Raw genomic sequence first — 19,269 nt, 5'->3', positions numbered from 1 at the left:
GTCTTTTTTACAGTAAATGCAGTTTCGCAGTGCAAAGGTAACAGCGCAGCCCTACCACCCAAGCGGTCAATTAGCGGCAAAAAAATCCGGCTTTTCCTTCCTTTAGCATTTTCCCCGCTGCTGATAATCAGCGCTGCTTATTCAACCGTTTCTAACGGTCTACTAATCAGGGTGAACCAGCAGCAATGCCTTTCAGAGAGCGAACCAACCCCGACCGCGCCAGAACCGGCGCGGCAAATAAGAGGAACCCGCGATGAGCAGCGCCGCGCAAAGCGCCGCATCGTCGGTGCAGTCTCTGGGCCAGCTGTCTTCGCGCCTGCTGGCCAATCCGCTGATTCCACTGCTGGTCGCCGGTGCCGCCGCTATTGCCATCGTCGCGGCGGTACTGCTGTGGTCGCAGGCACCGCAATACCGGGTACTGTTCAGCAATCTCAGCGAACAGGACGGTGGCCGTATCATCAGCGAGCTGGAGAGCCGCGCCATTCCCTACGAATTCAGCCAGGGTGGCCGCACCCTGCTGGTACCGGAAGACCAGGTATACCGCCTGCGCCTGCAACTGGCTGAGCAGGGCCTGCCGAGCGGCGGCAACGCCGGGTTTGAAATCATGGACCGCCAGGCCTTTGGCATCAGCCAGTTTGCCGAGCGTGTGAATTTCCAGCGCAGCCTGCAGGGCGAGCTGGCCAGTTCCATCGAATCCCTGGGACCGGTGACGCGCGCACGGGTGCACCTGTCCATGGCCAAACCCTCGGTGTTTATCCGCGAGCGCGAACCGGCGAAAGCCTCCGTGGTGCTCACCCTCGCGCCCGGACGCGTACTCGGCGAGGGCCAGGCGGCGGCCATTGTGCATCTGGTATCGAGCAGTGTGCCGGATCTGAGTGCTGAGAATGTGACACTGGTAGACCAGACCGGGCGGCTGCTCTCCCGCCCGGGTACGGATGAAAATAGTCTCGACGGCACCCAGCTCGACTATGTGCACAGTATTGAAAGCAGCTACCAGCAGCGGATCGAACGCATCCTCGAACCAATGCTCGGCCGCCACAATGTACGCGCCCAGGTCACGGCTCAGGTAGATTTCGACCAGCGCGAGGAAACCAGCGAGCGCTTTGCCCCGAATCAGGACGGCGCGCCCGCGACCGTGCGCAGCCGGCAGTTCAATTCCGATTACAACGGCGATGCCACCAACCCCGGCGGTATTCCCGGCGCGCTCACCAACACCCCGCCGGGCAGCGCGCCCTCCCCCATTGATGCCACCGCGCAAAACAACGAGGAAGAAGTGAGCCGCCAGCGCAGCCATCTGCGCCAGGAGCAACTGGTCAACTACGAAATCGATCGCGATATCACCCATATCCAGCGCCAGCGCGGGCGCGTGCAGCGGCTGAGCGCGGCGGTGGTAGTGAATTACCGGGAAGTCACCGACGAACAGGGCGCAGTGTCGCTGCAGCCTCTGGGTGAGGAAGAGTTGCAACATATCGAGCAGCTGGTGCGCCAGGCGATGGGCTATTCCGAAGAGCGCGGCGACGGCCTGGAAGTGGTCAACAGCCGGTTTTCCTCACAGGAGCAATCTGCACCGCCGGCAATCGCCTGGCATGAAGATCCATTCTGGCGCCAGTTGATGCTGTCACTCGGCCGCTATCTGCTGGTGGGACTTGCGCTGCTGCTCGCATTCCGCTGGCTGGTACGCCCGATGGTAGAGCGCCACAACCAGCTGCGCGCACAGACGCCCGCCACCACAACCGCAACGCCGAACTTGCCGCGCGCGCCGGGCACAGCCCCCAATGCCGTGCCCGCCACCGCCGATGCCGAAGGCTACCTCTACGATACGGGCGAATATTCCGCCGACATGGACGAACCGCCACAGGAGCAACCGCGGCCACGCAAACGGCGCCGCTCCTCGGTGTACGAACAGAACCTGATGGATTTGCAGGGCATGGCGAAGGATGACCCCGCCATGGTGGCCATGATTGTTCGCAGCTGGATGAACCAGGATGACTAATACCAATCAGCACTTTCAAAATGCCGTGCGCAAGCAAAAAGCCATGAGCAGCAAGCGCCGCTGCGCGATCCTGCTGCTGGCACTGGACGAAGACGCGGCCGCCGAGGTATTCAAACATCTCACTGCGCGCGAGGTTCAGGAAATCAGCCAGGAGATGGCATCACTGCGCAGCGTGTCCCATGAGGAAATGCGTCAGGTGCTGCACGATTTCCACGAGGAGTCGGAGGAGTTCGGTGCGCTCAATCTGTATTCCAGCGATCGCATCCGCGCGGTACTGACCAAAGCACTGGGCAGCGAACGCGCAAGCAGCCTGCTGGAAGATATTTTCGATGTGACCAATGCCGACTCCGGCATCGATGCACTCAACATCATGGACGCAAATACCGTGGCGGAGATGATCCGCGACGAGCACCCGCAAATTATCGCCACCATCCTTGTGCATCTGGAGCGCCGCCAGGCGGCCTCGGTACTGGAGTACTTCGAAGACAAGCTGCGCGAAGACGTGGTGCTGCGCATTGCCACCTTCAGCGGTGTACAACCGGCGGCGCTGCAGGAACTCACGGAAGTACTCACCAGCATGCTGGATGGCCAGAACCTGAAGCGCGCAAAAATGGGCGGCGCCCGCACCGCGGCGGAAATTCTCAACCTGATGAATTCCAATTCCGAGGAAAGCGTAATCGAGCGGGTGCGCGAACACAGCGAAGATCTGGCACAAAAGATCATCGACGAGATGTTCCTGTTCGAAAACCTGCTGGACCTCGACAACCGCGCGATTCAGCTGGTGCTGAAAGAGGTGGAGAACAAACAACTGGTTACCGCCCTCAAGGGTTGCGACCCGGCACTGCTGGAGAAATTCCTCAACAATATGTCGAGCCGCGCCGGCACCCTGCTGCGCGAAGAGTTCGAAGCCAGCGCGCCGCTGCGCATGTCGCAGGTGGAGCGCGAGCGCAAAGCCATTCTGCAGATCGTGCGCCGCCTCGCCGACAGTGGCGAAATCGTTCTGAGCGGCGGGGAGGAAATCTATGTCTGAGGCACGCGCCTGGACCCGCTGGCAACCGGACGACCTGAGCGGACAGCACGAACGGCGCGCGGCGCTGCACCGCTCCCTGAGCGACGAACTGAATGCGCTGCGCGAACAGGCCCGCGCCGAGGCGCGCCAGCAGGGGTACGACGCGGGCTATGCCGAAGGCTTCGAGCGCGGCCGCGCCGAGGGATATACCGAAGGGCACAGCGCCGGTCTCGCCGAGACCGGCCAGCAGCGCCGCGAGCTGCTGACACCACTGACCGCACTGGCGCAGAACTTCAGTGAGGCGCTGGCGCAACTGGATAGCGATATTGCCGCCGATATCACCGCGCTGGCACTGGTGGTAGGAAAACATCTGGCCGGTGAAGCCCTGCGCGCAGAGCCGCAGCAGGTAACGCGGCTGGTACAGAAGCTGCTGCGCGCGGAACCCACCACCAACGGACACACGCGCCTGTGGCTCCACCCCGACGATCTGCCGCTGGTGCAGCAGGAACTGGGCGCGGAACTCGAACGCGCCGGCTGGGAACTGGAGCAGGACCCACGCCTCGCCCGCGGCGGCTGCCGCGTGACCACCGGCACCGGAGAAATCGACGCAAGCCGCGAAAACCACTGGAACGCACTGCTGGCGCGGCTCCTGCCACAGGCCGACGGTGGCAGCGGGGAACACGCCCCATGACAGGCACCGCCGCAGCGGCCGAGCCGCACAACCCGCACCCACAACGCTGGCGCGCCGCGCTCGGCCGCGCCGGGAGCCGCGCCGCCGAAGTACCGCCTTATCGCACCAGCGGCAAGATTGTCCGCGCCACCGGGTTGGTGCTGGAGGCGGTGGGCCTGAAGATTCCCCTGGGCAGTGGCTGTCGCATTGAACTCAGCGCCCCCGGCGAGCCCCCCTCCTACGCGGAAGCGGAAGTGGTCGGTTTCACCGGCGAGCGTTTGTACCTGATGCCGCTGGAGCCGGTCAGCGGGCTCATCCCGGGCGCGCGGGTATTCCCCCTGGGCGGCAACGGCGCGCGCCGTTTTCCTCTGGGTGAACAGCTGCTCGGGCGCGTGGTGGACGGCAGCGGGCGCCCGCTCGACGGCGGCCCGGCACTGGACCTGTCGGTTGGCGGATGTCTGGCCGCCGCCCCGTTCAACCCGCTAAACCGCACGCCGATCAAACAGCAAATTGATGTCGGCATCCGCGCGATCAACAGTCTGCTGAGCGTCGGGCGCGGTCAGCGGCTGGGCCTGTTTGCGGGCTCCGGTGTGGGCAAATCCGTACTGCTCGGAATGATGGCGCGCTACACCGCGGCAGATGTGATCGTGGTGGGCCTGATCGGCGAGCGCGGGCGCGAAGTAAAAGACTTTATCGACAACATTCTCGGCGACGAGGGGCGCCGTCGCGCCGCGGTGGTAGCGGCGCCCGCAGATACCTCCGCGTTGCAGCGCCTGCAGGGCGCCGCTTATGCCACGCGCATTGCGGAGTACTTTCGCGATGCGGGCAAAAACGTGTTGCTGATCATGGATTCCCTCACCCGCTATGCCATGGCGCAACGGGAAATTGCGCTCGCCATCGGCGAGCCACCCGCCACCAAGGGTTATCCACCGTCGGTGTTTGCGCGCCTGCCGGTGTTGGTGGAGCGCGCCGGCAACGGCGAAAACGGCGGTTCCATCACCGCCTTTTATACCGTGCTCACCGAAGGCGATGATCAGCAGGATCCCATTGCCGATTCCGCGCGCGCGATTCTCGACGGCCACATCGTGCTGTCGCGGCCGCTGGCGGAATCCGGCCACTATCCGGCGATAGACATCGAAGCGTCGATCAGCCGCGCCATGAGTGCGATTGTCGACGATACACAGCTGCGCCGGGCACAGCGCCTCAAGCAGCTGTTTTCCCGCTATCAGCGCAACCGCGACCTGATCAGTGTCGGCGCCTACAGCCCCGGCCACGATCCGCAACTGGATCAGGCGGTGCAGCGCCACCCGATGATAGAGCGCTTTTTGCAGCAGGGCATGCACGAGTGCGCCGATCTGCCGTCCACCGCCAGCGCGCTGGCCGCGCTGCTGCCGGAGATTGCCGCAGCGGCGACAAACACCGCACCGAACATCCCATCGACCACCGGAGCAACACCATGAGCCGCACCGGCCCGCTCGATCTGCTGATCGATCAGAGTCGCAAGGCCCGCGACAGCGCCGGGCGCGCACTGGCGGAAGAGCGCCAGTCCCACGAGCAGGCCGCCGGTCAGCTCGCCACCCTGCAGCGCTATCGCAACGAGTATTGCGATCGTCTGCAGCAGGCCATGGCCCAGGGAATTGCCGGCGCCACACTGAACGATTACAACCTGTTTATCGGCTCGCTGGACAAGGCCATCGACCGCGCGCGCGGCCTGCTGGCACAGCAACAGGAGCGGATGGATAGCAGCAGCGAGCACTGGCGCCAACGCCAGCGCCAGCTCACCTCCTACAGCGCGCTGGAATCCCGCCGCGCACATCAGGAACAACAACTCGAGCAGCGCCGCGAGCGGCGTATGGCCGATGAGATGACCCAGAATCTGCTCGCCCGCCGCCCCCGGCAGGACGACAACAACCCGCAATAAGCGATCCAGGAATCGGCTGAATGGACATTACCTCACTGCTCAATCTGACCCCCGCCGGCACTGGCACCGGACCAGGAAATGGCACAGGCAGAACGGCGACCGGCGAGACCACCGCACGCTTCGCAGACACCCTGCAGGCGGCCACCGCACGCTCCAGCGAAACACCGGCCGCCGGCGGTGCAACCGCCGGGATTGCGGTGCAGACCTCCCCGCTCGCCACCGGCAGCCTGCTGCAACAGCTGGCACCGGGGCCGATCACTGCAACCCTTGCCACACCACTGAGCATCGCCGACATCGCGGACGCGGCACCGACGGAAGCCGAGTGGAGCGACACGGAACTGGCGGAAGCCATGCTCGGGGAAAGCGGTGAAGCCGCCGGAATACCGGCAATGGCACTGCTCTCCGCGAGCCCTGCGGCAATGCCTTCCGCTGAAATCGCCGGTGCCGGATCGCCGCTGCCAGCGGCGGTATCACAAGCGATTGGCGGAGCGGTGAACAACCGCGTCGGCGGGGGTGTTGGTGAGGTTGTTGGCAGCCGCATTGCCAGTAGCGAAGCTCCGCTGGCCGCTGCCAGCCTGGCACCGCCCGCGCCATCCGCATCGCCCATGACCAGCGACGGCGCTACGGCCAGTGGCGTGATCGTCAGCCCGCTGGCGGTCGAGGCCGCACAGGCTGCCGGCGCGGAGTCCCTGCCCCTGCTGCCCACAACCCCCTCTGCGGCATCGCCGACCGCCGGCCAGGCCCTGCCGGCCGCGCCTGCGCTGGCGATGCAGTCCGCGCTGGGCAGCGCCGCCTGGGGCGATGAGTTTGGCCAGCATCTGCTGAACATGGTCCACCGCGGCGAACAACAGGTGGACCTTTACCTGCATCCCCGCGAGCTGGGCGCGCTGTCGGTGAGTCTCAGCCTCGATGACCAGGGTGCGCGCGCGCAGTTTTTCTCGGCGCACGGCGCGGTGCGCAGTGCGGTGGAACAGGCACTGCCGCACTTGCGCGAGGCACTCGCGCAGCAGGGTATCAGCCTCGGTGAAACTTCCGTGGGCGACCAGCGGCAGCCGGCGCACCAGCAACAGTCTGCATCCGCGCAACACGATGGAGGCAATGCCCGCGGCAACAGTGGCGCGGACCAATTCGGCAACAACGGCTTCACCGGCACGGACGACGCGCCCGGAGCCGTTCCTGTTTCGCTGCGCGCAATCGATTTCTACGCCTGAATGCGCACAAACCACACCTTCCCGCGATGACGAAACGCCGAGATAGACCCAATTCGCGGGTCTATTCTCGCCTTCACCTTGACGCCGCACCGGCATACTCCCCGCAGCCGGAGATAAAATTTTTTGTTTATCTCCGCGCATCAAACCTGCATCTATTTCGGGGACCAAGGCACAACCCAATGGCTGAAGAGACATCTGGAAAATCCCGCGGCCTGCTGTGGCTCGCAATCATCGCGGTGCTGCTGATCGCCGCGCTGGTGGCAATGAATATGTACCTGCTGCTCAGAGAAAATCCGCGGGCTACCGTGGAAGCCGACGCGCAGAGCACGGGACCGGTTCGCGCCGACAATCCGATTTTCGTCAAGATCGATCCCTTCACCGTCAATCTGCAGGGCGATCAGTTCGCCAACCGCCTGCTGTATGTGGGGTTTTCGCTGCAGGTGGGCAACAACGAAACCCGGGATTTTCTCCTCGAACACATGCCCCAGGTGCGCAGCCGCCTGCTGATACTGCATTCGTCCCAGTCGCCCGAGGCGCTGGCGACACTGGAAGGCAAGCAGGCGCTGGTCAAAGGTATTCTCGCCACTCTCGCCGAGCCCATGGGCAACAATCAGCCGGAGCTGCTGATTGACGACGTGCTGTTCACCGAGTTCATCGTGCAATAGGGAAACCTTTCATGTCCCAGGACGATCTGCTCTCCCAGGAAGAAATCGATGCGCTGCTGCACGGCGACGGCGACAGCGGCGATAACCAGAGTGCCGCCGAACCCCCGCAACTGCGCCTGTACAATCCGGCCACCCAGCAGCGGGTAATCCGCGAACGTCTGCACAGCATCGACATCATCAACGAGCGTTTTGCGCGGCACTTCCGCGTGAGCCTGTTCAACCTGATCCGCCGCTCCGCAGATATCACCGTGGAATCGGTGCGCTACCAGAGTTTCAAGGACTTCGCGCGCAATCTGCCGGTGCCCACCAATCTCAACCTGATTGCCATGAAACCGCTGCGCGGTACCGGACTGATGGTGTTCCCGCCGGCGATGGTGTTTATGGTGGTGGACAGCCTGTTCGGCGGCGACGGTCGCTTTGTCACCCGCTCCGAAGGGCGAGAATTCACCAATACCGAACAGCGCGTGATCCAGCGTATTCTGGATCTCGCCATCAATGCCTATCAGGATTCCTGGCGCTCGGTGTACCCGCTGGAAATCAGCTACCTGCGCTCGGAGCTGCAGGCGCGGTTCGCCAACATCACCAACTCGCCCAACGAAATTATCGTCAATACCAGTTTTCATCTTGAAGTCGGCAATCTGTCTGAACATTTTCAGATCTGCATGCCTTATTCGATGATCGAACCCCTGCGCGACCGCCTCGCCAACCCGGTGGTGGATGGCCGCGATGCCGGCGACCAGACCTGGAACCGGCGCATGGCGGGCGAAATCCGCCAGTCTGAAGTCGAGCTGGTAGCGGAGTTCGCCGCTATCCCAAGCCGTATCGGCCAGGTACTGGCGCTCAAACCCGGTGACGTTCTGCCCATCGAACTTCCCACCAGTGTCACCGCACGGGTGGACGGTGTGCCGGTACTGGAATGCGACTACGGCAGCCGCAATGGCCAGAGCGCACTGCGGGTTACCCAGGTTATTGAGCGCCGCGCGCACACGCCATCCACCATGGCCAGTAGTTTCAACGCGGGACTCACCCCGCAAGTCGAGGAATCTGAAGCATGAGCGACAGCGACAAGGTCGAGAACCAAACCCCGCAGGACAGCGCCGACAGCTGGGCCGCGGCCATGGCCGAACAGTTGACCGAATCCGCCGCCGATCCCTGGTCGGAAGCGCTGGCGGAACAGGAAAATGCCGGCAACGGTCCGCGCAGTGCCGCGGACCAGGTGTTCAAACCGCTGGATGCGGGCAACACCAGCGCCATGTCCCGCGATCTGGAAATGGTGATGGATATCCCGGTGCGCCTGAGTGTCGAACTGGGCCGCACCCGCATCACCATCAAACAGTTGCTGGAGCTCGCCCAGGGCTCCGTTATTGAACTGGACGGGCTCGCCGGCGAGCCGATGGATATCCTGATCAACGGCTATCTGGTGGCGCAGGGTGAAGTGGTGGTGATCGAAGACAAATACGGCATTCGGATTACCGAGATCGTCACCCCCCAGGAACGCATCCACAAACTCAACCGATGAACACCGCCAGCGCCGCAGCCGGCGAATCCGTCATCGGCCTGGCGATGCTGGGCAAAGTGGCCGGCGTGCTGATTGCGCTGATTGCCCTGATTCTTTTATGCGCGTGGCTGCTGCGCCGGCTCGCGCCGGGGATGGGACACAACAGCCACGGCCCACAGTTGAAGATTGTCGCCAGCAAGGCGCTGGGTACGCGCGAAAAGGTGGTGGTGTTGCAGGTACAGGATCAGTGGCTGCTGCTCGGCGTGGGTGGCGGCCAGATCAGTCACCTGCACACGCTGCCGGCGGAAATCCCGCCGAGTGAGCAATCCACCTCAGCACCGCTGCCCGACACCTTTGCCCAGCGCCTGGCACAGGCTATGCGACAGAATCTGCGCGGCGGGAGCGACAAGCCGTGACCGCAAATATTCCGACACTGCGCACCGCGCGTGCACTGGTTCCCGCACTGCTGTTATTCACTTTACCTTCCCTGGGCTGGGCGCAGGACAGCATTACCGGGCTGGTGAGCCAGCCCACCGCAGACGGCGGCCAGCAGTGGTCGATCAAACTGCAGACGCTGCTGCTGCTCACCAGCCTCGCGTTCCTGCCGGCGATCCTGCTGATGATGACCTGCTTCACCCGCATCATCATCGTGCTCGGCCTGCTGCGCACCGCCATCGGCACTCAGGCAGCGCCCCCCAACCAGGTGTTGCTGGGGCTTACCCTGTTTCTGACATTTTTCGTGATGGCGCCGGTGTTTCAGAAAATCTACGACGATGCGTGGCAGCCGTTGGCGCGGGAGGAAATTCAGTTTGAAGAATTTCTCGAACGCGGCAGCGAGCCGTTAAAAGCGTTCATGCTGGCGCAGACCCGCGAGCCGGATATCGCGCTGTTTGCCAAGCTCGCGAAGGCGGAAAATATCCAGGGGCCACAGGATGTACCGCTGCGGGTACTGGTGCCGGCGTTTGTCACCAGTGAATTGAAAACGGCGTTCCAGATCGGATTTACGATTTTTATTCCGTTCCTGATCATCGATCTGGTGGTGGCCAGTGTATTGATGGCGCTGGGCATGATGATGGTACCGCCGGCCACCATTTCGCTGCCGTTCAAGTTGATGCTGTTTGTGCTGGTGGATGGCTGGCAATTGCTGATTGGTTCACTGGCGCAGAGCTTTTATACATAGGCCGGTGCTTCGAATAATTCCGGTGGCGGCGCTGCTACCGGGGGCAGCTTCGCCAATCGTTCAGCACACTGAAAAAACCGAATAGCAATTAAACGGACGACGAAATACCGTGACCGCTGAAACTGTAATGAACCTCGCCTACCAGGCCATGCTGGTCGCGCTCTCCCTCGGTGCGCCAATGCTGCTCACCGCACTGGTCGTGGGTCTGCTGGTAAGCCTGTTCCAGGCCGCCACTCAGATCAACGAAATGACACTGTCCTTTATTCCGAAAATTCTCGCGGTATTTGCGGTGCTGGTCATCGCCGGGCCCTGGCTGCTGGCGTTGATTGTCGACTACACCCGCACCCTGTTTATGAATATTCCCCTGTTGATATCCTGATCCGGGTCGCAAAAGCCGTGATCGACATTTCCTACGCACAATTACACGCATGGCTGGTGGTTTTCCTGTGGCCGTTTGTGCGTATCAGCGGCTTTCTGATGGCGGCACCGCTGCTCGGTCATCGGGCGGCGCCGGTGCGGGTAAAAATCGGTCTCGCCGCGCTGCTCGCGTTTGTGATTGCACCCAACCTGCCGGCCCTGCCTGCAGTGCCCATCTGGTCCTGGGCGGGGCTCGGGATCATGGTCGAGCAAACGTTGATCGGCGCGGCCATCGGGCTGGTATTGCGAGTCATGTTTGCGGTGGTGCAGGCGGCGGGAGATTTTATTGGCCTGCAGATGGGGCTGGCGTTTGCCACGTTTGTCACCCCCGACGGGGTCAACACCATGGTGCTATCGCGCTTTCTGCACCTGATTGCGATGATGGTGTTTCTGGCGGTGGACGGGCATCTTATTGTGATCGACACGCTGGCCGCGAGCTTTCACACACTGCCCATCGGCTATAGCGGGCTGAACCCGGCGGGGTTTGAAATGCTGGCGCGCTTTGGCGGTACGATTTTTTCCGCAGGGTTGATACTGGCTCTGCCGATGGTGGCGGCGCTGCTCGTGGTTAATCTTTCCCTCGGCATACTCAACCGCTCGGCGCCGCAGCTAACGGTATTCTCCATCGGCTTTCCGGTTTCACTTACTCTCGGGTTGCTGCTGTTACTGATGTTGATGACCGACCTCGGTCGTTTTCTGCAGCTGCTGTTTGAGCAGGGGCTCGGTACCATCCAGCAATTGCTCGCGGCACTTGCGCCCGCCTAGTGGTATCTGTAGGAGCCTGCTTGCAGGCGAACACCTGCCAATTCGCCTGCAAGCAGGCTCCTACAAGTTATGCGCGACTTATATACGGTCAAACAGGGTCATACCCTTGATGTCGATAAACGCCTGCTGCGCGGCCTGCAATCCGATCTGGCGCAAGCTGTATTCGGCGATCGCGGAAACGTAATCCAGGTCCTCCAGTCCCGACAGCTTTTCCTGGTAATTCAGGCTGCGGTTGTCGGAGACCGAGTCCACCACATCCAGTTCGTTCATACGCGCACCGACAGACGCGCGGGTGGTGAGCACGTTATCGAGACTGTTGTCGAATTCGCGCAACACATTGCTCAGGGTGTTGGCGCGCGCGGCGCGGGCGGTATCGCCACTGGCCGGCTGTTCCAACACCGCAAGTGCTTTCTCGAAGGTTCGGAACAGATCCGTATTCATGTTCTGCGCCCGATCCAGCTGGATGCTATCGCCATCGGCGGGGGTGCCGTCGAGGGTGATCGACAAACCGCCAAAGCGAATCGACTGCCCGGCTTCATAGGCCTGCGCGGTGCCCCCGTTGACCGAATAGGTGGCAACACCCTGTGCATCCACGGAAAAGGCGATGTCGTAGGCATCGCCGTAACCTGGGTCACTTTCATCCACCACCTGCGGGCCTTTGAACACCACGCTGCCCTGATTGCCGCTGTCGGCCTCTGCCAAATATCCCGCACCGGTGTGCACGCTGCGGAAAATGGCATCGCCGTTGTCCGCCACCGGCATCAGGCGGGAGGCGTCTACGCGCACCTCGCGGCTGTTGGTATCACCGACATAACTGACATTTCCGCTGGCGTCGCGCACGAAAGGTTCGCTGCCGTCCTTGTAGCCGCCAAACAGATAGCGGCCATTGCCGTCGGTGGCGTTGGCCTGGCCGATGACGGTTTCGTAGATGCCGCGCAATTCACTGGCCACCGAAGCGCGATCGGCGTCGCTCAGGGGATCATTGCTGGCCTGAATGATCAGGGTGCGCGCACTGCTGATCGCACTACTCACACTGTTGAGAATGCTTTCTTCCTGCGCCAGCGCATTGCGTGCGCTGACCCGCGCCTCCGCATACTGGCTGTTGATGGCAAGAGACTGGGAAACCTGCACCGCCTGCGACGCCGCCTGCGGATCGTCAGACGGATTGACCACCCGGCGCCCGGAGGCAATCTGCTGACTCACATGCATGAGGCTGCCCTGCTGGCGGTTCAACGAACTCATGCTCTGTTCGAAAATAGTGAGCGTGCTGATACGCATCGCGGTCCCTCTGTCAAAAGGTCAATAGTGAATTCGGATACCCGGATCAGCGCAGTCCGAGAATTTCATCCAGCACCGTGGATGCGGTCTGGATCACTCTGGCGTTGGCCTGGTAAAACTGCTGATAGCGAATAAGATTCGCGGCCTCCTCATCCAGATTCACGCCGGACTCGGACTGCTGCAGTGCCGCCAGCTGTTCGCTCAGGCCCTGGCGCGCGTCGAGGTTCACCTGGGCGATGTTCGTCAGGTTGCCTGCATCACTGACCATAATGGCGTAAGCGCCGTTGAAGGTGGCGCTGCCGCCGACCAGGGATTTCTGCTGCAATGCCTGCAGTGCCAGCGCATTTTCATTGTCGCCGCTGCCACCGCCCGCACCGGCAGCAATAGCACTGGTATCCGCAATCAGATTTTCCATCGCGCTCGCGGTACCGCGCACCGGTTGCAGGGAGAAGCGGTCGCCGTCGGCCAGCGCGGCGGCGTCGTCAATGGTGAGTACCACGCCGCCAAAATTCAGCTGACCATTCGCATCCAGCGTGGCGGTAACGCGCTCGCCATTGTCGACACGGGTCACCTGAAATTCGCCACTGGCGGCATCGGTGACTTTCAATTCGTAGTCCGTTGCCGCCAGCTGGCCTAGGTCGCTAAAGGCAGCACTGAATTCCGCGCTGCCAGTGTTGTTGGCATTGCGCAGGGCCCTAGGCTCGCCCACACTGAACATATCGCCGCCGGCATCGCCATTCAGGTCAAAACCGGCGCGGTGCTGCTCGTTGATGGCGCTTGCCAGTGTCACCGCCAACTGCCCAAGCTGATTCTGGGTTTTATCCAGTGCTTCGGTGCGGAAGCTGAGCAGACCGCCCAGGCTGCCGCCGCTGATGCTGTCCTGTTTCAGTTCAACAAGATTGCCGGCGGCATCGTGATACCCCACCACCGAGCGCGCCGGATCACTGGCACTGGCCACCGCTTCCAGTTCAAAACTGCGGCTGCCGGCAACGATGGGCTGGCCATTGCCGATGGAAAGATTGTAGGTACCGCTCTCCTGCACCGACAGTTCTACGTCGATGCGCGTGCTCAGGTCCGCCACCAGCTGGTCGCGCTGGTTAAGCAGGCTGTTGGGTGCCTCGCCGTGCTTGGCCTTGGCGAGGGCAATTTCCCGATTGAGATTGGCGATCTGCGCCGCAGTGTTATTGACCTGGGTGATCTCATCGCGGATCTGGCTGTTGATGCCATCCTGCATGTCGTTGAGGAATTCATCGAAGGAGCGGAACTGCGCACTCAGGGTATCCGCAGCGCCGATCACGCCCTGGCGCGCGGCGGGATCGGACGGCGCACTCACCAGATCCTCAAACGCGCTGAAAAAATTCTGCATCAGCGGCGCCAGCCCTGCGTCCTGATCCGCCAGCAGATTGTCGATCTGGGAAATCTGTGTGACGTAGCTGCCCAACGCACTGGTCTGGCTGTTGGCGCGGTTGAGCTGGCCTGCGACAAAGCTGTCGAACTGGCGCTGGATGTCATCAACCGTAACGCCGCCCAAGCCATTGCGTTCGCTCAACAGCGTCAGCTCCCGGTTGTAACCGGGTGTATACACATTGCTGATGTTGTTGCTGGTGGTATTGAGGGCGTTCTGGGCGGCGCTCAGGCCGCTGAGGCCTATGGAGAAAATGCTCATCGTCGTGATTCCGTGTCACCGTTATTCCGGTTATCGGCGGTACTCCACCGAATCTTGATAGCGGTACAAAATTTTATTCAGATCGGTTTTCGGTGTGGGCGCGCGGCAGCTCCGCTGACAGCTGGTCCACCAGTTGTTGCGCCAACCCCAGTCCGCGGCCTGTGAGGTGGGTCGAGAGCTGCTGGTCAAACAGCGATTCGTAAAAACGCGTGGCGCTGCTGTTCATCAGATCGGACTGAGGCACCGCATCGCGCATGCTTTTTACCAGCTGGTGCAGCAGCAGCGCTTCAAACTGTTCCGCGGCACTTTGCAGCTGCTGTTTGCTGTCGCCACTGTTGTGCACGCGGTTCATGCCCTGCAGATCAAGGGCGAAAGTGGCAGAAGTGTCGATTGGGCGCATCAGATGATCTCCAGTTCCGCATGTAGTGCACCGGACGCCTTCAAGGCTTCGAGAATCGTCATCAGATCCTGCGGTGTGGCACCGAGTGCGTTGAGTGCATCGACCACCTCCATCAGGTTGGCGCCCTCGACATAGCGCAGCGTTCCCACAGGCTGACGCACGCTGATTTCGCTGTGTGGCACCACCACAGTGTCGCCTTCGCCGAAGGCGTTCGGCTGACTGACGCCAAAGCTGGTGCCGATCACCACCGACAGGCTGCCGTGCGCGACCGCGGCGGCGCCAAGGGTAACGCGGCCGTTCAATACCACGGCACCGCTGCGGGCGTTGAGTATCACCCGCGCCGGCGGTGCCTGCGGAGTGACCTCAATGTTCTGCACCCGGGCGATAAAGCCGACCCGCGCGTTGTCGTCCGCGGGACTCTGCAGGTGGATCATGCCGGCGTCCACCGCACCGGCCACGGCGCGGCCGAACGTCTGGTTAATCGCCCGCACCACGCGTTCGGCGGTGCCGAAATCCGCTTCCCGCAATTGCAGGTCCAGATATCCGCCCGCCCCCAGGGCCACCGGCACTGCGCGCTCGACCAGTGCACCGCCGGCGATACGCCCGCCCGCCTGCTGATTGATCTGCACACTGGAGCCACCGGCTTCGCCGCCGGCACCCCCTACCAGCAGGTTGCCCTGGGCCACCGCGTAGGTGAAGCCATCCAGGCCTTTCAACGGCGTCATCAACAGCGTGCCACCGCGCAGGCTGCGGGCGTTGCCGATGGAAGACACCACCACGTCGAGCTGCTGCCCGGGACGCGCGAATGCCGGCATTTGCGCCGTCACCATCACGCCCGCCACATTGCGCAGTTGCATGTTGGTACCGGCGGGAATCGTGATGCCGAGCTGGGAAAACATGTTGGTCAGGCTCTGGGTGGTAAAGGGGGTCTGCATGGTCTGATCACCGCTGCCATCCAACCCGACCACAAGGCCATAACCCACCAGCTGGTTGTCGCGCACACCGGCGAAGTCCGCCAGCTCCCGAATCGGCGCGGCGTTGGCCGCGGCGCACAGCGACAACAACAGCAGTGAAATCAGAACCGGATATAACTTGCCCATGGGTGTTTCGCCGTCCGAAGTGGTTGAGGAGAACATCAGTACGGCGACAGGTTCAGCAGCAGGCGCTGCAGCCAGCCCATGGTCTGAGCTTCGTTGATATAACCGTCGCCCACATATTCGATGCGCGCGTCCGCCACCTGGGTGGACAACACCGAGTTGTCGCCGGCGATTTCTCGCGGATCGACGATGCCGGAAAAGCGAATGAACTCCGTGCCCTGGTTGATGCGGATCTGTTTTTCGCCGCGCACCCGCAGATTGCGGTTCGGCAGTACTTCAAGCACGGTCACCGTCAGAGTGCCGGTGAAGGTATTGCGCGCCTGGGCGCCGCCACTGCCTTCAAAACTGTTGCTGCCGGAAACCTCGATACCGTAATCCGCCAGTTTTTCCAGGCCAATCGGCACCGTGTCCGCCACGAATGCGGTGCTGCCCTCGCGGTCGGCATTTGCCTGCGAACTCTTGGACGCACTGACCTGTTCATTGAACACCACCGTCAGCAAATCACCGCTCATGCGCGGGCGATAGTCCTCAAACAATGGCCGGTAACCCACGTCCGGCTGGAAGATGGCACCGTTGGCGCGGGGCGCCGGCGGCTGCGGAATTTCCACCCACTCGGGTTCGCCCGCGAGCGATGGCTGCGGCAGCTGCGCGCAGCCGCCGGCGAACAGAACAACCGCGAGGATGGCGACAATGGGCGCGCGCATCAGGGGCGTCACAACTGCGCAAGGCGCGACAGCATTTCGTCGGATGTCTGCACCGCCTTGCTGTTGATTTCGTACGCGCGCTGGGTCTGAATCATGCTCACCATTTCCTCCACCACATTGACGTTGGAGGTTTCCACATAGGACTGATACAGGGTACCGGCGCCGTTCATGCCGGGAATGCTCTCACTGCGCATGCCAGACGCGGTGGTTTCCAGATACAGGTTTTCACCCACACTCTGCAAACCGGCGGGATTGACGAACGTGGACAGGGTGAGCTGCCCCACCTCCACACTCTGCGACGATCCCGGCTCGGTGATGGACACCAGCCCATCGCGGCCCACAGTGACCGAGAGCGCGTTGTCCGGGATCAGCACCGCGGGTTCCAGCGGATAACCGCTGGCCGTCACCATCTGCCCGTTCTGGTCCAGCTGGAAGCTGCCGTCGCGGGTGAAAGCGGTGCTGCCGTCGGGCATACGCACCTGAAAAAAGCCGCTGCCATTGATCGCGAGATCGCGGGAATTGCCGGTATTTTCCAGGCCGCCCTGAGTGTGCAGACGCTCGGTGGCCACCGGGCGGACGCCGCTGCCCACCTGCATGCCAGACGGCAGCGTGTTCTGGATATCGTTGCTGGCGCCGGGCTGGCGCAGGTTCTGGTACAGCAGGTCTTCAAACACCGCACGGGATTTTTTGAAGCCATTGGTGCTGACGTTCGCCAGATTGTTGGCGATCACGTCCATTTTCACCTGCTGGGATTCGAGGCCGGTTTTTGCGGTCCAGAGGGATTTGATCATTGCGTTACCTTGTTTTTGTTCCAGCCTTAATCCAGCGACAGCAGGCTGTCTGCCTGGCGGCCGTTTTCATCGATGCTTTCGATCATCTTGAGCTGCATGTCATAGCGACGGGCGTTGTCGATCATCGCCACCATGGATTCCACCGGGTTGACGTTACTGCCCTCAAGCGAGCCGGAGATCAATCGCGCCTGTTCGTCCTGCGGCAGGGGGCTACTATTACCGGCGGCGTCGCTATTGCGAAACAGACCGTCGGTACCGCGCTGCAATCCGGCCTCGCCCGGCGTCACCAGTTTCAGGCGCGCAACCTGTACCAGCGACTCCGGATCTTCACCCGCGCCAATGGCGCTGATGGTGCCATCGGCCCCCATGGACAGCGCGGAACCCAGCGGAACCACTACCGGACCATTTTCCCCAAGCACCGGGTGACCACCGCTGGTGAGCATGCCGGTGGCATCCAGTTGCAGATCACCGCGGCGGGTGTAGGCTTCACTGCCATCGCCGGCCTGCACCGCAAGCCAGGCGTCGTCCTGCAAGGCAATATCCAGCTCGCGTCCGGTCGCATTGACCGGGCCTGCAGTGAAGTCCGCACCGGGCGTAGACGCCACCACCGAGGTGCGGGTGGCAAGCGCGCCATCGCCCTGTACCGGCACCGCGCGCAGCGCATACAGCTGCGCGCGGAATCCCGACGTGGTGGCGTTGGCGAGGTTGTGGCTCACCACCGACTGCTGCTCCATACTCTGGCGCGCGCCACTCATGGCGGTGTAGAGAATGCGGTCCATAGCGTTGTTCCCGGATCGTTATCAGTGATCAGCGCAGATTCACCGCGCTCTGCAGCACTTCGTCCTGCACCTTGATGGTCTGCGCGTTGGCCTGGTAGTTGCGCTGCGCCACGATCAGATCCACCAGCTCGCGGGTGAGATCGACGTTGGAGGTTTCCACCGTGCCGGATTCCAGTGTCCCGAACTGGCCGATGCCGGCGAGCCCCAGCAGCGGCTGGCCGGAGGCGCCGGTCTCGGTCCACACATTGTCACCGGCGGCCGTCAGCCCCTCGGGGTTGCGGAAATTCGCCAGTGAAATAACGCCCAGCACCTGACTTTTTTCGTTGGCGTAATTGCCGATCAGGGTGCCGTCTTCGTCAAAGGTGATGCCCACCAGCGCACCGGCGGCGTAGCCATTCTGCGTGAGCGAATCAAGGCTGAAGTCATTGCCGAACTGGGTGGAGCCGTCAAAACTGAAATCGAAACTCAGTGCATCCGCACCGCCACCGGGAGTAAAACCGTAGACCGGAAATGTACTCGCAGGCTCGTTCAGGCTGCCGTTATTGTTGAACACCAGTTCTCCGACATTCGCCGCATCCGCATTGCCGTCTACCGCAACGCGCACTTCCCACACGTTGTCCGCGGTCTTGGTGAAGTAGGTGGTCATGGTGTGCTGAACGCCGAGGGAATCGTACACGGTGCCGGTGTTGGCATAGGAGTAGCTGTCGCTGTCGGTCGCGTCGAACGGAATCACAGCGCGATCGACGCTATCCACCGTGGCATCCAGGTTCAGGGACATTTCCACACCGCTGGTGGCCACCGCGTTCATGGCACCGGCCGGCACCCGTAACTCCACCGGCTGGCCGCCGGTACCGACACCGGCGGGGAAGCCGGTCAGGCGCGCGCCCTGGGAATTCTGTAAATAGCCATCCGCCGTCAGCGTCAGCTGGCCGTTGCGCGAGTACACCACTTCGCCGGCCTGGGTGAAGCGGAAAAATCCATTGCCATTGATCCCGAGATCGAGGCTGCGCCCGGTGGCTTCCAGAGTGCCGTTAGAAAAATCCTGCAACACCGCGGCCACGCGGGTGCCCTGCCCCGCGAGCGCGCCCGTGTAGACGTCGGCGAACTGGACGCTGGAACCTTTGTAACCCACCGTCTGCGAGTTGGCGATGTTGTTGCCCACCACATCGAGATTGATTGCGGCGGCGTTGAGTCCACTGAGTGCCTGTGAAAAGCCCATACTGTT

At 62.3% G+C, this 19,269-nt stretch carries 21 protein-coding genes; 13 read left to right on the top strand and 8 right to left on the bottom strand.

Annotated features, from left to right (window positions below):
- Window positions 1-253 precede the first annotated feature (253 nt).
- From fliF to fliR, 13 genes are all read left to right on the top strand, one after another.
- Window positions 254-1,993, top strand: coding sequence for a flagellar basal-body MS-ring/collar protein FliF (gene fliF / locus FDY93_RS00980; RefSeq protein WP_138233865.1), 1,740 nt, complete (start codon window positions 254-256; stop codon window positions 1,991-1,993).
- Window positions 1,986-3,023 carry a flagellar motor switch protein FliG gene (fliG, locus tag FDY93_RS00975; protein WP_220446069.1) on the top strand — a complete coding sequence of 346 codons (1,038 nt, stop codon included), beginning with the start codon at window positions 1,986-1,988 and terminating at the stop codon, window positions 3,021-3,023. The genes fliF and fliG overlap by 8 nt, the downstream gene beginning before the upstream one ends.
- Window positions 3,016-3,693, top strand: a complete 678-nt coding sequence (locus FDY93_RS00970) for a flagellar assembly protein FliH (RefSeq protein WP_138233864.1) — start codon at window positions 3,016-3,018, stop codon at window positions 3,691-3,693. The genes fliG and FDY93_RS00970 overlap by 8 nt, the downstream gene beginning before the upstream one ends.
- A complete protein-coding gene (gene fliI / locus FDY93_RS00965; RefSeq protein ID WP_138233863.1) occupies window positions 3,690-5,132 on the top strand; it encodes a flagellar protein export ATPase FliI in 1,443 nt (480 codons plus the stop codon). Before FDY93_RS00970 ends, fliI begins: the two co-directional genes overlap by 4 nt.
- Complete coding sequence (gene fliJ / locus FDY93_RS00960; RefSeq protein WP_138233862.1) at window positions 5,129-5,593, top strand: flagellar export protein FliJ; 465 nt, start codon at window positions 5,129-5,131, stop codon at window positions 5,591-5,593. Before fliI ends, fliJ begins: the two co-directional genes overlap by 4 nt.
- A gap of 20 nt (window positions 5,594-5,613) precedes the next feature.
- Window positions 5,614-6,804 carry a flagellar hook-length control protein FliK gene (locus FDY93_RS00955; RefSeq protein ID WP_138233861.1) on the top strand — a complete coding sequence of 397 codons (1,191 nt, stop codon included), beginning with the start codon at window positions 5,614-5,616 and terminating at the stop codon, window positions 6,802-6,804.
- A 179-nt stretch (window positions 6,805-6,983) separates the two neighbouring features.
- Complete coding sequence (gene fliL / locus FDY93_RS00950) at window positions 6,984-7,469, top strand: flagellar basal body-associated protein FliL (RefSeq protein WP_138233860.1); 486 nt, start codon at window positions 6,984-6,986, stop codon at window positions 7,467-7,469.
- A gap of 11 nt (window positions 7,470-7,480) precedes the next feature.
- Complete coding sequence (gene fliM / locus FDY93_RS00945; RefSeq protein WP_138233859.1) at window positions 7,481-8,524, top strand: flagellar motor switch protein FliM; 1,044 nt, start codon at window positions 7,481-7,483, stop codon at window positions 8,522-8,524.
- Window positions 8,521-8,988, top strand: a complete 468-nt coding sequence (gene fliN / locus FDY93_RS00940; RefSeq protein ID WP_138233858.1) for a flagellar motor switch protein FliN — start codon at window positions 8,521-8,523, stop codon at window positions 8,986-8,988. The genes fliM and fliN overlap by 4 nt, the downstream gene beginning before the upstream one ends.
- Complete coding sequence (gene fliO / locus FDY93_RS00935; RefSeq protein ID WP_138233857.1) at window positions 8,985-9,383, top strand: flagellar biosynthetic protein FliO; 399 nt, start codon at window positions 8,985-8,987, stop codon at window positions 9,381-9,383. Before fliN ends, fliO begins: the two co-directional genes overlap by 4 nt.
- Window positions 9,384-9,430: 47 nt before the next feature.
- Window positions 9,431-10,147, top strand: a complete 717-nt coding sequence (fliP, locus tag FDY93_RS00930) for a flagellar type III secretion system pore protein FliP (RefSeq protein WP_421655070.1) — start codon at window positions 9,431-9,433, stop codon at window positions 10,145-10,147.
- Between the two features lie 109 nt (window positions 10,148-10,256).
- Window positions 10,257-10,526 (top strand): flagellar biosynthesis protein FliQ, encoded by a 270-nt coding sequence (gene fliQ, locus FDY93_RS00925; protein WP_138233856.1) that lies wholly within the window; start codon window positions 10,257-10,259, stop codon window positions 10,524-10,526.
- A gap of 17 nt (window positions 10,527-10,543) precedes the next feature.
- On the top strand, window positions 10,544-11,329 hold the full coding sequence (gene fliR / locus FDY93_RS00920; RefSeq protein ID WP_138233855.1) for a flagellar biosynthetic protein FliR: 786 nt from the start codon (window positions 10,544-10,546) through the stop codon (window positions 11,327-11,329).
- A gap of 78 nt (window positions 11,330-11,407) precedes the next feature.
- On the opposite strand, the gene flgL is transcribed toward fliR, so the two are convergent.
- The 8 genes from flgL to flgE all read right to left on the bottom strand — a co-directional run bounded on the left by flgL (window position 11,408) and on the right by flgE (window position 19,263).
- The gene (flgL, locus tag FDY93_RS00915) at window positions 11,408-12,607 is read right to left on the bottom strand and encodes a flagellar hook-associated protein FlgL (RefSeq protein ID WP_138233854.1); all 1,200 of its coding nucleotides are present in this window, start codon (window positions 12,605-12,607) and stop codon (window positions 11,408-11,410) included.
- 46 nt (window positions 12,608-12,653) lie between these two features.
- On the bottom strand, window positions 12,654-14,273 hold the full coding sequence (flgK, locus tag FDY93_RS00910; RefSeq protein WP_138233853.1) for a flagellar hook-associated protein FlgK: 1,620 nt from the start codon (window positions 14,271-14,273) through the stop codon (window positions 12,654-12,656).
- 73 nt (window positions 14,274-14,346) lie between these two features.
- Window positions 14,347-14,673 (bottom strand): rod-binding protein, encoded by a 327-nt coding sequence (locus FDY93_RS00905; RefSeq protein ID WP_138233852.1) that lies wholly within the window; start codon window positions 14,671-14,673, stop codon window positions 14,347-14,349.
- Window positions 14,673-15,773, bottom strand: a complete 1,101-nt coding sequence (locus tag FDY93_RS00900) for a flagellar basal body P-ring protein FlgI (RefSeq protein ID WP_138233851.1) — start codon at window positions 15,771-15,773, stop codon at window positions 14,673-14,675. The genes FDY93_RS00905 and FDY93_RS00900 overlap by 1 nt, the downstream gene beginning before the upstream one ends.
- A gap of 35 nt (window positions 15,774-15,808) precedes the next feature.
- Window positions 15,809-16,474 (bottom strand): flagellar basal body L-ring protein FlgH, encoded by a 666-nt coding sequence (locus FDY93_RS00895; protein WP_138233920.1) that lies wholly within the window; start codon window positions 16,472-16,474, stop codon window positions 15,809-15,811.
- A gap of 8 nt (window positions 16,475-16,482) precedes the next feature.
- Entirely contained in the window at window positions 16,483-17,265 is a 783-nt protein-coding gene (flgG, locus tag FDY93_RS00890; RefSeq protein ID WP_138233850.1) for a flagellar basal-body rod protein FlgG, read from the bottom strand.
- Window positions 17,266-17,291: 26 nt separating this feature from the next.
- Window positions 17,292-18,044, bottom strand: a complete 753-nt coding sequence (locus FDY93_RS00885) for a flagellar basal body rod protein FlgF (RefSeq protein WP_138233849.1) — start codon at window positions 18,042-18,044, stop codon at window positions 17,292-17,294.
- 28 nt (window positions 18,045-18,072) lie between these two features.
- Entirely contained in the window at window positions 18,073-19,263 is a 1,191-nt protein-coding gene (flgE, locus tag FDY93_RS00880; protein WP_138233848.1) for a flagellar hook protein FlgE, read from the bottom strand.
- Between the last annotated feature and the right edge of the window lie 6 nt (window positions 19,264-19,269).

The sequence above is a fragment of the Microbulbifer harenosus genome, assembly GCF_005771435.1.
Classification (GTDB): Bacteria; Pseudomonadota; Gammaproteobacteria; order Pseudomonadales; family Cellvibrionaceae; genus Microbulbifer; species Microbulbifer harenosus.
Note: the sequence above shows the minus strand (reverse complement) of the source record. Positions and strands in the feature narration are given on the sequence as shown.